Source organism: Flavobacterium sp. (assembly GCF_965277525.1).
Lineage (GTDB): Bacteria > Bacteroidota > Bacteroidia > Flavobacteriales > Flavobacteriaceae > Flavobacterium.
Genome location: NZ_CBDIDC010000005.1, coordinates 449,320 through 463,021 on the forward strand (window position 1 = coordinate 449,320; position 13,702 = coordinate 463,021).

General features: G+C 34.3%; 12 protein-coding genes. 1 reads left to right on the forward strand and 11 read right to left on the reverse strand.

All coding sequences use genetic code 11. From position 1 onward, the window contains the following. Positions 1-39: 39 nt before the first annotated feature. The 6 genes from cobA to ACQY44_RS10290 all read right to left on the reverse strand — a co-directional run bounded on the left by cobA (position 40) and on the right by ACQY44_RS10290 (position 7,099). Positions 40-816, reverse strand: a complete 777-nt coding sequence (gene cobA, locus ACQY44_RS10265) for a uroporphyrinogen-III C-methyltransferase (RefSeq protein WP_428230266.1) — start codon at positions 814-816, stop codon at positions 40-42. Next, on the reverse strand, positions 809-2,899 hold the full coding sequence (locus tag ACQY44_RS10270; RefSeq protein WP_428230267.1) for a HEPN domain-containing protein: 2,091 nt from the start codon (positions 2,897-2,899) through the stop codon (positions 809-811). The genes cobA and ACQY44_RS10270 overlap by 8 nt, the downstream gene beginning before the upstream one ends. A gap of 79 nt (positions 2,900-2,978) precedes the next feature. Next, complete coding sequence (locus ACQY44_RS10275) at positions 2,979-4,223, reverse strand: sulfate adenylyltransferase subunit 1 (protein WP_428230268.1); 1,245 nt, start codon at positions 4,221-4,223, stop codon at positions 2,979-2,981. Positions 4,224-4,351: 128 nt separating this feature from the next. After that, complete coding sequence (gene cysD / locus ACQY44_RS10280; RefSeq protein WP_428230269.1) at positions 4,352-5,251, reverse strand: sulfate adenylyltransferase subunit CysD; 900 nt, start codon at positions 5,249-5,251, stop codon at positions 4,352-4,354. 203 nt (positions 5,252-5,454) lie between these two features. After that, complete coding sequence (locus ACQY44_RS10285) at positions 5,455-6,165, reverse strand: phosphoadenylyl-sulfate reductase (protein ID WP_428230270.1); 711 nt, start codon at positions 6,163-6,165, stop codon at positions 5,455-5,457. Positions 6,166-6,184: 19 nt separating this feature from the next. After that, positions 6,185-7,099: a sulfite exporter TauE/SafE family protein gene (locus ACQY44_RS10290; protein WP_428230271.1), complete on the reverse strand. Its 915-nt coding sequence runs from the start codon at positions 7,097-7,099 to the stop codon at positions 6,185-6,187. Between the two features lie 313 nt (positions 7,100-7,412). On the opposite strand from ACQY44_RS10290, the gene ACQY44_RS10295 reads away from it, so the two are divergent. Next, positions 7,413-8,195: a sulfite exporter TauE/SafE family protein gene (locus tag ACQY44_RS10295; protein WP_428230272.1), complete on the forward strand. Its 783-nt coding sequence runs from the start codon at positions 7,413-7,415 to the stop codon at positions 8,193-8,195. A gap of 85 nt (positions 8,196-8,280) precedes the next feature. On the opposite strand, the gene ACQY44_RS10300 is transcribed toward ACQY44_RS10295, so the two are convergent. From ACQY44_RS10300 to thrA, 5 genes are all read right to left on the reverse strand, one after another. After that, a complete protein-coding gene (locus ACQY44_RS10300; RefSeq protein ID WP_055097114.1) occupies positions 8,281-8,691 on the reverse strand; it encodes an RrF2 family transcriptional regulator in 411 nt (136 codons plus the stop codon). A 191-nt stretch (positions 8,692-8,882) separates the two neighbouring features. After that, on the reverse strand, positions 8,883-9,416 hold the full coding sequence (locus tag ACQY44_RS10305) for an alpha/beta hydrolase (protein WP_428230273.1): 534 nt from the start codon (positions 9,414-9,416) through the stop codon (positions 8,883-8,885). Between the two features lie 72 nt (positions 9,417-9,488). Next, the gene (locus ACQY44_RS10310) at positions 9,489-10,661 is read right to left on the reverse strand and encodes a trans-sulfuration enzyme family protein (RefSeq protein ID WP_428230274.1); all 1,173 of its coding nucleotides are present in this window, start codon (positions 10,659-10,661) and stop codon (positions 9,489-9,491) included. Between the two features lie 136 nt (positions 10,662-10,797). Then, entirely contained in the window at positions 10,798-11,223 is a 426-nt protein-coding gene (locus tag ACQY44_RS10315) for an OsmC family protein (protein WP_428230275.1), read from the reverse strand. Between the two features lie 64 nt (positions 11,224-11,287). Continuing rightward, positions 11,288-13,702: a bifunctional aspartate kinase/homoserine dehydrogenase I gene (gene thrA, locus ACQY44_RS10320; protein ID WP_428230276.1), complete on the reverse strand. Its 2,415-nt coding sequence runs from the start codon at positions 13,700-13,702 to the stop codon at positions 11,288-11,290.

Here is a 13,702-nt window from a genome sequence, read left to right on the forward strand (position 1 = left end):
CCCGACGCTACATTATCAATCGTTCCTCCGGAACTTTTATCATCTTGCCATTTCTTTTGATAGAAATTCTTCGTAAAATCCTTTTAGTTTGTTGCTTTCGCGAACCACATTTCCGAGAACGATAATTGCTGGCGAACTTAATTTTTGCTGTTTTACAACTTCTAAAATCGAATCTACGGTTCCAACTCCTACTTTTTCATCAGAAGTTGTTCCGTTTTGAATGATTGCAACGGGTAGATTTCCTTTGTTTTCTTTTTGAAATAAATCGATAATTTGAGGCAACTTATGCATTCCCATCAAAATAACCACTGTTGCTGAGGATTGTGCTGCCAAAGCTACATCTGAAGATAATTTTCTATCAGAAGTTGTTCCCGTAATCGCCCAAAAGCTCTCTGAAACGCCTCTTTTAGTTATCGAGATTCCCTGACTTGCCGGAACTGCGACTACCGAGGATATTCCTGGAACCACAACTGTTGGGATTCCGAAACTTTCTACAAATTCTATTTCTTCGCTTCCGCGGCCAAAAATGAATGGATCACCTCCTTTTAAACGTACTACGTTTCCGTACGTTAAAGCATTATCAACAATCAACTGATTGATTTGATCTTGCGTATAAGCGTGATTTCCTATTTTTTTTCCAACAAAAATTTTGACGGCATTTTGAGGAGCATGTGCTAGTATTTCCTCATTGGCCAAGGCATCGTACAGAACCACATTCGCTTCAGCAAGGGCTTTTACGGCTTTTAGCGTAAGCAAATCCGGATCTCCGGGACCAGCGCCAACTAAAGTTACTTTGGGTTTTATCGTATTATGCATTTGCTAATTCTTGAGCTCTGTATTTTTCTATTGTGTCAAAAAATGAAATTCCTTGTTGAATGTATGCTTTCGCAAATACTTCCGTAGGTTCATTTTGGTTGATTTGATATACCAATTCTCTAAATGTAGTTGGCAATTCTATTTTTGATGTTGCTATGAAAACAGTATCAAATAAGTCTACAATTCCTGCATGGTTATTTGTTTTTTCGTTTTCTGAAAGCAATAATGCTTTTGCACCATTTACAAATCCTGCATAAGCATGGTAAATTGCATCTGACCATTTTCCTTCGTCGAAGGATTCCTGAGCAAAAGTCAATTTGTCTTTGGCTTCTAATAATAAAGTTGCTACTAAATCGATCACAACACCGGCACATTCTCCAACTCCAACTGCTTTTACGTAGTTATCTGCGTTACCCCAATCTACGAAATCAGCTTCGGTTAAATTGGTTACGTCTGCAAAAGGTTTCAAAATTTCATAGAAATATTTCTCTCCCTTCAGATCGTAATAATTCAGGAATTTTTCTCCGTTTGCATTTTTGTCAAAATCATTTAAGATCGTACGCAACGCATCTGGCCCTCTACGACTTGGAATTTTAATTACTTTATCTGCAAAACGTCCTGATCCGTTTCCTAATCTTCCTCCGCCAAGTAAAACTTGTAAAGCCGGAGCTACTAATTTTCCTGAATTGATAGACATTCCCTGAAAACCAATTGCTGACATATTGTGCTGCCCGCAAGCATTCATACATCCGGAAATTTTGATTTCGATTTCGCGGTTGTTTAAGTATTGCGGATATTCTGCATTCAGTACTTTCTCTAATTCTTCTGCAATACCGGTACTACTTGCAATCCCCAAATTACAAGTATCAGTACCCGGACATGCTGTAATATCTGCGGTAGAATTATATCCTAAATCTACAAATCCTAATTTTGCTAATTCCTGATAGAAGAATGGTAAATTCTCGTTTTTTACGTGACGAATTACAATATTCTGACGCAATGAAAAACGCAATTCATTGGCTGCATAATTTTTAATTAAAGCAGCTAATAATCTTGCTTTATCAGTATAAAAATCACCCAATAAAACTTTGATTCCAATAGCCGAATAACCTTCTTGTTTCTGCGTAATTACGTTTGATTTTTTCCACGCTTCATAAGCTGCGGTATCTTCAATAGTAACGGCAGGAGTTTCTAATAATGGTTCCGGAATTGGTGCATCAAAAGCGGTTGTATCTATTTCGTATGTTTCAAAAGCGATTGCTTTTTTCTCTTTTTCAACCAGATCAAGGAAAACATCTCTTCCCATTTCTTTGATTAAGAATTTCATACGCGCTTTCATTCTTTTGGCACGTTCTCCGTATCGGTCAAAAATACGGATGATTCCTTCTGCTGTTGGAATAATTTCATTCGCCGGTACAAATTCTGAAAGTAATTCTGCATGTGCAGGCTGAGATCCTAAACCTCCTCCAAACATGATTTTGAAACCACGAACGCCATCTACGATTTTTGGAATAAATCCTAAATCGTGTAAATAACTCAAAGCGGTATCTTCATCAGATGATGAGAACGAAATCTTGAATTTACGCCCCATTTCCTGACAGATTGGGTTTCTTAATAAGTATTGAAATAAAGCATGTGCGTAAGGCGAAACATCAAATGGTTCGTTTACATCTACACCTGCTAATTCGCTTCCTGTAATATTTCTTACGGTGTTACCACAAGCTTCACGCAAGGTAACATCGTCTTTTGCCAAATTTGCCCAAAGTTCCGGAGTTCTGTCTAAACTTACGTAGTGAATCTGAATGTCCTGACGGGTTGTAATGTGCAAACGTCCTGTAGAATACTCATCAGAAACTTTCGTAATACGCACCAATTGTTCGCTGGTTACTTTACCATACGGCAATTTAATACGAATCATTTGAACACCTTCCTGGCGTTGTCCGTAAATTCCTCGTGCTAAACGAAGACTACGAAAACGCTCATCATCAATTTTTCCTCCACGGAATAAATGAATCTTTTTTTCTAAATCGATGATCTCTTTCTGAACGATCGGATTTTCTATTTCTGTTCTAAAACTTTCCATTTTATTTTGCTTTTGGCTCTTAGCTAATAGCTAACTTTAACTTTCTTATTTTGTGCTCAAGGCTTAAGTCTATTGCATTTTATCTAATAAATCCAACTCCGGCGGTGGTATTGGTTGCTGTATCGATTAAGATAAAAGCTCCGTTTGATTTATTGTCGTTATAAGCGTCAAAATATAAAGGCTTGCTTAATTTGATGCTTACTTCTCCTATTTCGTTTATAGCTAATTGTGAAGCTTCTTTTGTTCCGGAATAGTCTGTTGAGATTGTATTTTTGATACTTTCTACTTTTGCCAAAACCGAATTGGTGTTGTGCTGTACAATATATTTTGTTCCTGCAACCAGTTTTTTACTGTCCATCCAGCAAACTGTTGTAGTTATTTCTTTTTCAATTTTTGGAAGTTCTGATGACTTTACAATCATATCGCCTCTTGTTACATTGATATCATTTTCTAATTCGATTGTAATCGAAGAACCAGCAACGGCTTCATCAAATTGTTTATCGAAAAAGTGAATTTTAGATACTTTTGATTCGGTTAAAGAAGGAAGAACTGTTACGGCATCTCCTACTTTAATTGAGTTTCCGTATAATTTTCCCGCGTAACCTCTAAAGTCATGATACTCTTCTGTTTTTGGGCGAATAACGGTCTGAACCGGAAAACGTGCTTTTCCTGTTTCAAAAACATCTGAAGAATGCAATCCTTCTAAATGCTCTAAAACGGTTTGACCAGCGTACCAAGGCATATCTTTTGACTGATCAACAACATTTCCGCCATTGATTGCACTTAACGGAATATAACTTACGTTTTGTTCCTTGAATGTACTTTTTGCGTTTAATGCCTGAAAATCGGCTTTGATTTTATTGAAAACTTCTTCCGAATAATCAACTAAATCCATTTTGTTAATCGCCACAATTACCTCTTTTACTCTCAATAAATTGTTGATAAAAAAGTGACGGTAGGTTTGCTCAATAACTCCTTTTCTGGCATCAATTAAAATAATAGAAACCTGAGAAGTCGAAGCTCCTGTAACCATGTTTCGGGTATATTCTACGTGACCCGGAGTATCGGCAATAATGTAACTTTTCTTTGCAGTCGAAAAATAAATATGCGCTACATCAATCGTGATTCCTTGTTCTCTTTCGGCCACTAAACCGTCAGTTGCCAACGAAAAATCAAGATAATCATACCCTTTTTGTTTACTGCTTTTTTCGATTGCTTCTATTTTGTCAGTCGTCAATGATTTTGTGTCGTACAATAATCTTCCGATCAAAGTACTTTTTCCATCATCTACACTTCCTGCTGTTGCTATTTTTAAAACTTCCATTCTTATATATTGTTTCAGGTTTAAAATTTTAGTTTCAGGTTTCAAGTTTAAAGTTGATTGCCTTTGAACTAAAGTTAAATCTGTATGTTTTTTTGATTTTAATTTTTAATTCTAAATTTTTAATTGAATTAAAAGTACCCTTGTTGTTTTCTCTTTTCCATTGCGGCTTCAGAACGTTTGTCATCAATTCTGGCTCCTCTTTCAGAAATAGTTGATTCTCTGATTTCTCCCACAACTTCTTTGATTGTTGCAGCATAAGAATCAACAGCAGCTGTACAAGTCATATCTCCAACGGTTCTGAAGCGAACAATTCTTTCTTCGATTTGTTCGTCTTCTTCCTGATACACAAAAGGAGAATGTGACCAGATTAAACCGTCTCTCAAAAAAACTTTTCTTTTATGTGAAAAATAGATCGATGGAATCTCGATGTGTTCTTTTTCGATATAACTCCAAACATCTAATTCTGTCCAGTTTGAAATTGGGAACACACGAACGTTTTGACCATTTTCTATCTTTCCGTTCAAAATATCAAATAATTCAGGGCGTTGGTTTTTTTCATCCCATTGACCGAAGTCGTCACGAACTGAAAAAATACGTTCCTTAGCTCTTGCTTTTTCTTCATCACGACGCGCACCACCAATACAAGCATCAAACTTAAATTCTTCAATTGCATCTAAAAGTGTGATCGTTTGCAAACTGTTTCTACTAGAATATTTACCAGTTTCCTCTACTACTTTTCCTTCATCAATAGCGTCCTGAACATTACGAACAATTAATTCAAGACCTAATTCTTCTACCAGTTTATCTCTAAAAGCAATTGTTTCAGGGAAATTGTGTCCCGTATCAACATGCAAAAGAGGAAACGGAATTTTTGCCGGAAAAAATGCTTTTTGTGCCAAACGCACTAAAGTGATAGAATCTTTTCCTCCAGAAAAAAGTAAAACAGGTTTGTCAAATTGTGAAATTACTTCTCTGAAAATGTATATCGCTTCACTCTCTAAAGCGTTTGTTTTTAATACTGAACTCATTGTTTTTTGTTTGATATTTTTAGTTTCAAGTTTCAGGTTTTAAGTTTGTGAGTTACCATAAGACTTTCCACTATTTATTCTGTTCTTTTTATTTTTTTTCAACGGATTAAAACCCGACGCTACAATATAAATCGTTCCTCTGAAACTTAAATCTATATTCTTTATTCTATTCTCCTGGCTCTATTTTCCTGCCTCTAGCTTCTTTACTCTTTTTTAGCGCTATGCAAACCACACTCTTTATGGCTTGATTCCCACCACCATCTTCCGGCTCTGATATCTTCACCAGGAAAAATGGCTCTTGTACATGGTGCACAACCTATACTTACGAAACCTTTTTTGTGCAAGGCATTTTGAGGAACATTGTTTTCTGACAAATACGTTTCAACTTCTTCTAAAGTCCACTTTAATAACGGATTGAACTTTATGATTTCGAAACCTCCATCGTATTCAAATAAATTCAGATCATGTCTGTTTTCAGATTGTTCAGCTCTTAAACCCGTAATCCAAACTGAATTCCCTGCCAAAGCTTTTCTTAATGGAACCACTTTACGAATAAAACAACATTCTTTTCTGTTTTCTACCGAATCATAAAAGCTGTTGGGACCTTTTTGTTTCAATAGATTTTCTACTGATGCTGCCTCCGGAAAATAAACCTCAATTTGTTTTTTGTATTTTTTTAATGTCTTATGAAAAACATCATAAGTTTCCTGAAATAATCTTCCGGTATCTAAGGTAAAAATGGTAATATCAGTATTGTTTTTTGCAATAAAATCTGTAATCACCTGATCTTCCTGACCAAAAGAAGTGGAAAAAATTACTTTTCCCGGATATTCATTTGCTAAAAAAACCAATGTTTCATCCAGCGAAAAATCTTTTGTTTTATCTAATAATGATTGTATAATCGTCGCACTCATAATCTCTTTCTTTCCTTCTCTAAAAAATATTTACAATAAATTTAGATAATGTTTTTAAACTCAATAATATAATTAAAATTCCAACTGCCACCATCATTGGTTTTCTTTTGATTTTATTCACTAAATAAGCTCCAATTGGTGCCGCGATTACTCCTCCTACAATTAAACCTATAATAACCTGCCAGCCGTGAATTCCTCCAAAAAGCATAAAAGTAATTCCGCTTGCAAATGAAATGGCGAACTCTGCTGCATTTACAGAACCAATAGTATATCTCGGGTTTCTGCCTCTTCCTAATAATGTTGAAGTTACAATTGGACCCCATCCACCACCGCCAACAGCATCCATAAAACCGCCAAAAGTCGCCAGAATCCCTAATTTTTTTGTTTTCTTTTTAACAATCGTTTTGGCCAATGCTTTTTTAATAATGATAACTGCCAAAACAATCATATAAACGGCAATAAAGGGCTTTATAACATCTCCGTTAATAACATCTGACAATAAATAAGCGCCTGTTACTGAACCTAAAACACCTGGTATTAATAAATGCTTTACAAGCTTTTTATTGATATTTCCAAATCGATGGTGCGAAATAGCCGATGCTCCGGTTGTAAACATTTCTGCAACGTGAACTCCTGTACTGCTTATAACAGGAGGAATCCCATACGCTAATAAAAACGAGGTCGAAGTTGCTCCATACCCCATTCCTAAAGTACCATCAACTAATTGGGCAAAAAGACCAATAGCAAAAAAGACTAAAAATTCCTGATTAAAACCTTCAACAAATGCATTCCAGGAAAACTCAGCATGATGATTGTACATCAATGTAATTAATAAACCTGCCAATAAAACAACAGGTATTACAACCCATAATTTCTCATTTATTGCACTATAGGCCTTAATACCATCACTATTTATTTTCAATTCTTTTTCCATATTAATGGCTTGGTTTTGTGCTTTTAAATCTATTACCCTATCGGGTTAATAGATTACTATGCAAAATTAGTACTTATTTCTAAATATCAAAACATTATTTAATTTTTTTACAACTCTAATCCTCTTTTGATTACGTAAGCATCAACTTAAAAAAATATAACAAATTGGCTGCTTAAGTTAAAAAACGTATTGACCTGTATTTCAATGAGATAAAACATTAAAGATATTCATTTGCAAATATAGCATTTTAAAGTCTACCAAATCCATCGGATTATTATAAAATTGTTCTTATTTTTACTGCAAATTTTTATCCATGGATTTTCAAATAGGTCTTGTAATTGCAGGTTTAGTAGTTGGTTTTGTGGTTGGTTTAACAGGTGTTGGAGGTGGTTCTTTAATGACGCCTATTTTATTGTATTTTGGAATCCCCCCGACAACAGCAGTTGGCACCGATTTACTTTATGCAGCGTTTACCAAAATGGGTGGTGTATTTGTACATCATAAAAAAGGGAACATTAATTGGAAAATTACAGGATGGCTTACTTTAGGAAGTGTTCCTGCAGCTTTGGTGACTTTATGGATATTAAATAGTATTAAAACCGATATCTCCACCATAAATGCAGTGATAAAATACAGTTTAGGATGGGCATTACTTTTTACCTCTATTGCGATTTTATTTAAAAAGAAATTACTTATATACTCTCAAAAACATGCCGGAGATAAATTTCATAGCGAAAGCCATACTCAAAACATGTTAACAATAGCGATCGGTGTTTTACTTGGAGCAACCGTAACACTAACATCCATTGGAGCGGGAGCTTTAGGAACCGTTACTTTATTCTTCTTGTATCCACTTTTACCAACACCTCGTTTGGTAGGAACCGAGATCGCTCATGCCGTTCCTTTGACTCTTGTTGCCGGAATTGGACATGCTTCAATGGGAAATTTAGATTTACTTTTATTAGGTCAACTACTAATGGGATCACTTCCAGGAATTTTTATAGGAAGTATGTTAAGTGGAAAAGTACCTGATGCTTTCCTTAGAAATGCTATTGCAGTAATGTTATTTTTAGCCGGATATAAATTGATTTTTTAAATCCATAAAGTTCTAATATAAAAAGAAAGACCATTTCAGTAATCTGAAATGGTCTTTCTTTTTATGTTTATTTCAACAGAATTAATTAAAATGCAATATCTGCCAATGAATTACTTTCTAATATTTTTAATGTATTATCACGAACCTCCATCATCAAACGTCTTGCTGCACAAGTGGTTTCATCATCGCAGTCATCACATCTTTCATAAAAATTATGACTTGCACAAGGCAATAACGCAATTGGACCTTCTAGAATACGGTATACTTTTGCCATACTGATATCTTTTGGATCTTTTATCAGGTAATAACCTCCGCCTTTTCCTTTCTTTGCTCCAAGAAAACCGGAATTTCTAAGCAGTAATAATATACTTTCTAAGAATTTTATCGAAATATGTTCGCTTTTGGCAATTTCGGCAATCTGTACAGGTTCATTATTTTCACGTCTAGCCAAATAAGTTAAAGCCTTAATTCCGTATTTTGTTTTCTTTGAAAGCACTTATATAAATTTAGATTGTAGAATGCAGATTTTAAATTTATTTCTAAAATTACAAACTTCATATTTTTCTGCAACAAAAATAAGCTTTTTGAATGAGAAAAATAACACAATCAAAAACTAAGTTCTACTAAATTAGTATAGTTTAAATAAAAAACGTTTTTAGACTGTATATAATTTACAATCAAAAATCGTTATTGCTGTACAGATTTTAAAATATCATTACAAATTAAGGGTATATTATTTTCTGTCAAATAGAGTTGATGATTATTATCTTCGAGAATTTTATTATCTACATTCAAATCCAAAAACCATTTTGGATTAGGTTTATGAGGATCTTTTTCTCCAAAATATAATTTAATAATACCATCGGGGACTTCAGTTTCGTAACGCAATCTTGTTGATGAAACCGCAAATAAATGTGTAATATTCAGTCCTTTTAAAGATGTTTTCCAGGCAATTGTACCTCCAATGCTAAACCCTAAAACAACTATTTTTCCTGTTTCTAATTGAAGTAGACTCTGGACTGCTTTATCAATTCCGCCGTTAAGAAATTGATTATGAATCTCACTTTCGATAAAATTATCAGAATCAATATTTGCCAGCTCAAGCACATCATAATATTGAATCTCAAATTTAGATTGCAATAAATTCATGTAGATTTTTACCCATTCCGGATTTTTTCCTCCAAATAAATCCGATAAAATGAGTAATCTTGGTTTGACCATATACAAAAAAGATTAGATTTTAGATATTAGACTTTCAAAATCTAATATCTAAAATCAGAAATCTAAAATTATCTAAGAAAGCGCCTGATCTAAATCGGCAATAATATCTTTTACGGTTTCGAGACCCACAGAAACTCGTACTAAACCTTCTGTAATTCCAACAGCTAACTTTTCTTCAACAGATAATTTGCTATGTGTTGTTGATGCCGGATGTGTTACAATAGTTTTTACATCTCCAATATTTGCCGAAAGCGAACATAATTTAATCTTATCCAGAAATTTTCTTCCTGCTTCGATTCCGCCTTTAATTTCAATGGCAATTATATTACCTCCCAAAAGCATTTGTTTTTTGGCAATTTCATACTTTGGATGCGATTTTAGGAACGGATATTTAATACTCTCAACATTAGGATGATTTTCTAAAAACTCCGCTACTTTTAAGGCATTTTCGCAATGTTTATCAACACGAACGGCCAAAGTCTCTAAACTTTTTGACAAAACCCACGCATTAAACGGCGACATTGCCGGTCCTGTATTTCTTGAAAATAGATATATTTTACGTATCAATTCAGCTTCTCCAACTGCAACTCCTCCTAGAACACGCCCTTGTCCGTCTATCAATTTTGTTGCGGAGTGAATTACTAAATGTGCACCAAATTTAATAGGTTGCTGAATGTAAGGTGTTGCAAAACAGTTGTCGATTATTAAAATCAAATTGTGTTCTTTGGCAATTGAACCTAACAATTCTAAATCAACTACATCTACGCCTGGATTTGTAGGTGTTTCAGCATATAGAATTTTGGTATTGGGTTTAATAAAACTCTCTATCGTTTCTGGTTTATTAATATCAAAATAAGTGGTTTCAATATTCCATTTTGGAAAATAAGTCATAAACAACGCGTGAGTCGACCCAAAAACACTTCCTGCAGAAACAATGTGATCACCTGATTCCAGCAATGCTGCAAAAGTTGAATATATTGCAGCCATTCCGGTTGCAAAAGCATAACCCGCTTCGGCACCTTCCATCGCACAAACCTTATCTACAAATTCGGTTGTGTTTGGATTGCTAAATCGTGAATAAATATTGCGTACTTTTTCTTCAGTGAAAGAGGCTCTCATATCTTCTGCATCATCAAATACAAAACTTGACGATAAATACAAAGGAGTTGAATGTTCCTGAAATTGTGTTTTTTCTAAATGTGTACGTATGGCTAGAGTTTCAAAGCCAAATTCTTGTTCGTTCATTTTTTTTGTTTTTTTGTTTCAGGTTTAAAGTTTCAGGTTACGCGATTAGCAAAATCTTCATCTTAAACTTAAACAAGTGAATCTTTATAGCCAATCTAAAAATTCTCTAATTCTCAAATTGATTTATTTTTTAATTTTATAATGCTTCGTTGTTCAATACAACTTTGTAATTTATTGTAGCTGTTGGTTCAATTGTTTTAGAAACTGAACAGTATTTTTCAAAAGAAAGTTGTGCTGCTTTTTTTGCCTTTTCGGGATTAATATCTCCTTCTAAATAAAAAACCACATTGATTACTTTAAAAGGTGTTGCTTCTCCAACTTTCACACGCTCTCCTTCTACCTCAGCATTAAATGCCTTTATTTCCTGACGTTGTTTCTTTAATATCGAAATCATATCAATGGCACTGCATCCCGCAACTCCCATCAAAACTAATTCCATCGGACTTGCACCTAAATCGCTTCCGCCAAATTCGGCTCTGCTATCAACGTCAACTACATGACCTCTTTCATTTTTTAGTTTAAAATGAAACGCGTCGTTTACTCTGTTTAAGGTTACTTTCATTGTGTTGTTATTTTTTTTGTTTGAGTTCAAATCAGAAATCTAAACTCTAAAATCTAAAATCAAATTACCCTTTATCTGATAATCTCAAAATATCTCCAAAAACTCCTCTCGCCGTTACCGCAGAACCTGCACCGGCTCCCTGAATAACGATTGGACGATCTCCGTAAGATTCAGTATATATTTCGAAGAAAGAATCTGACCCTTTTAATCCTCCTAAAGCGGTATCAGAAGGCACTGAAACTAATTTTACTTCCAGAATTCCTTTATCATTCTGTAAATCACCCGACAATTCACCTATGTATCTTAATACATGATTTGGTTTTTGATCGGCTTTTATTTTCTCGTAAATTGGGTCGAATTCTTTTAGTTTTGTCAGGAAATCGGCAACATTTCCTTCACGTAAATGTTCCGGAATTAAATTCTGAATCGAGATTTCTTCAAACTCATTTTGCAGATCTAACTCTCTTGCCAGGATCAATAATTTTCTTCCTACATCATTTCCGCATAAATCCTCACGCGGGTCCGGTTCTGTATATCCGTTATCGATTGCTTCTTGCAGAATCTCACTAAACGGAGCATCTTTTGCAGAGAAATTATTAAATAAATAACTCAATGTTCCGGAGAAAACCCCTTTTATTTTGGTGATGTTTTCACCTGAAAGATGCAATAATTTAATTGTATCAATTAATGGTAAGCCTGCACCAACATTGGTTTCGTATAAATAATTCTTCTGATTATCTGCTAAAGATTTTCTCAGTTCTTTATAAAAGCCATAACTTAACGTATTGGCCACTTTATTAGAAGAAATCAAGTCAAAACTACTCTCAATCAAAGAAATATAATTTTCTACAAAAGTGGCGCTTGCTGTATTATCAATCGCAATTAAATTTTCCAGATGATGTTGGTTTGCATACGCAATCACGTCATTAATGGTATATTCTAAACCATCTTTCTGAATGTCATTTTTCCAGCTTGAAGTTACGCCGTTTTTGTTTAAAAGTAACTTTTTAGAATTTGCAATAGCAAAAACATTCAGTTTAATGTCTTTACGTTTTTCGATTGCTGCAGCCGATTCTAAAATCTGATTGATCAATGTTCCTCCCACTAATCCGTGACCGAAAATAGCAATATTGATTTTCTTGGAAACTCCAAAAATCTCTCCATGAATTACGTTTAATGCTTTATTCAGTTCTGATTTTTTAACCACCAAACTCACGTTTTTACCCGTAACAGTGTTATTAAACAAGATTGGAACAATTTTATTTTTGATTAAAGCGGTGTACGGTTTATGGAAAGTACTCAAATCCTGACCAATAATCGAAATAACCGAAACATTATCTGTTACCGTAATTTGATTGACATCTTTAGAATAAAAGTCATTTTCGAACTCTTTTTCTAATTCGATCATGGCTGTAGTAGCTTTATCTGTAGCGACAACCAATCCAATTCCTCTCTCCGAAGAACCTTGCGAAATGATACTTACACTGATATTGTGATCACCCATTACCTTGAAAATTCGGGCATCAACGCCAGCTTTTCCTAATAATCCGCGTCCTTCCAGATTTACCAATGATAAATTCTCTAAAACCGAAAGGGTTTTGATTCCTTCTTTAGCCGAATCTGAAGTAATTAAAGTCCCGCGATTTTCGTGATTGAATGTATTTAAAATACGAAGCGGAATATTTTTTTCTAATAAAGGAATTATCGTTTTGGCATGTAAAATTGTTGCTCCAAAATTGGCCAATTCGTTCGCTTCATTAAATGATAAAAATTCGATTTTTTTAGCATCCGCAACCAGATCAGGGTTTGCTGTGTAAATTCCGTCAACATGGGTGAAGTTTTGAAGTTCTTCGGCATTTAAGTAATTCGCAATTAACGATGCCGTATAATTACTGCCGTTTCTACCTAAAGTTGTCGTATCGTTATTGTTGTTTGATCCAATAAAACCCGTTACAATATTTACCGTTGAACCATTGTGTTCTTTGAAATAATTGACAACATTTTTCTTAGAAAGCTGCTCTAAAGGCTGTGCATCACCAAATTTCGAGTCGGTTTTTAATAATAATCTTGAATCTACAAAATTTGCCGGAATTCCTTTTTCTTTTAAAATGGCGGTCAATAATTTAGCCGAAAGCAATTCGCCTTTAGATAAAATCTGATCTTTTATTTTATTGCTGTAATCTCCAATTAAGCTAACGCCTTCAAAAAGCTTTTCTAAAATAGTAAATTCTTCAGAAAAATCTACCTGAGGATAATCTGAAATTTGATAGGTTTTAAAATTCTCAAATAATGGTTTGTAATTACCATTTTTGGCGGCAAGTTTCAAAATATAATCTAATTCATCTGTAGCCTTTCCACGGGCCGAAACGACAACAGCAATTTGTTCTCCTTGTTTTACTTTATCAGAAATGATTGAAACTACTTTATTAAGTCCTTCTCCGTTTGATAACGATTTGCCTCCAAATTTTAATATTTTCAT

What these genes read in the sequence shown, in the direction of transcription:
- cobA (WP_428230266.1), bottom strand. Translation starts at nt 816, where the DNA reads ATGCATAATACGATAAAACCCAAAGTAACTTTAGTTGGCGCTGGTCCC.
- ACQY44_RS10270 (WP_428230267.1), bottom strand. Translation starts at nt 2,899, where the DNA reads ATGGAAAGTTTTAGAACAGAAATAGAAAATCCGATCGTTCAGAAAGAG.
- ACQY44_RS10275 (WP_428230268.1), bottom strand. Translation starts at nt 4,223, where the DNA reads ATGGAAGTTTTAAAAATAGCAACAGCAGGAAGTGTAGATGATGGAAAA.
- cysD (WP_428230269.1), bottom strand. Translation starts at nt 5,251, where the DNA reads ATGAGTTCAGTATTAAAAACAAACGCTTTAGAGAGTGAAGCGATATAC.
- ACQY44_RS10285 (WP_428230270.1), bottom strand. Translation starts at nt 6,165, where the DNA reads ATGAGTGCGACGATTATACAATCATTATTAGATAAAACAAAAGATTTT.
- ACQY44_RS10290 (WP_428230271.1), bottom strand. Translation starts at nt 7,099, where the DNA reads ATGGAAAAAGAATTGAAAATAAATAGTGATGGTATTAAGGCCTATAGT.
- ACQY44_RS10295 (WP_428230272.1), top strand. Translation starts at nt 7,413, where the DNA reads ATGGATTTTCAAATAGGTCTTGTAATTGCAGGTTTAGTAGTTGGTTTT.
- ACQY44_RS10305 (WP_428230273.1), bottom strand. Translation starts at nt 9,416, where the DNA reads ATGGTCAAACCAAGATTACTCATTTTATCGGATTTATTTGGAGGAAAA.
- ACQY44_RS10310 (WP_428230274.1), bottom strand. Translation starts at nt 10,661, where the DNA reads ATGAACGAACAAGAATTTGGCTTTGAAACTCTAGCCATACGTACACAT.
- ACQY44_RS10315 (WP_428230275.1), bottom strand. Translation starts at nt 11,223, where the DNA reads ATGAAAGTAACCTTAAACAGAGTAAACGACGCGTTTCATTTTAAACTA.
- thrA (WP_428230276.1), bottom strand. Translation starts at nt 13,702, where the DNA reads ATGAAAATATTAAAATTTGGAGGCAAATCGTTATCAAACGGAGAAGGA.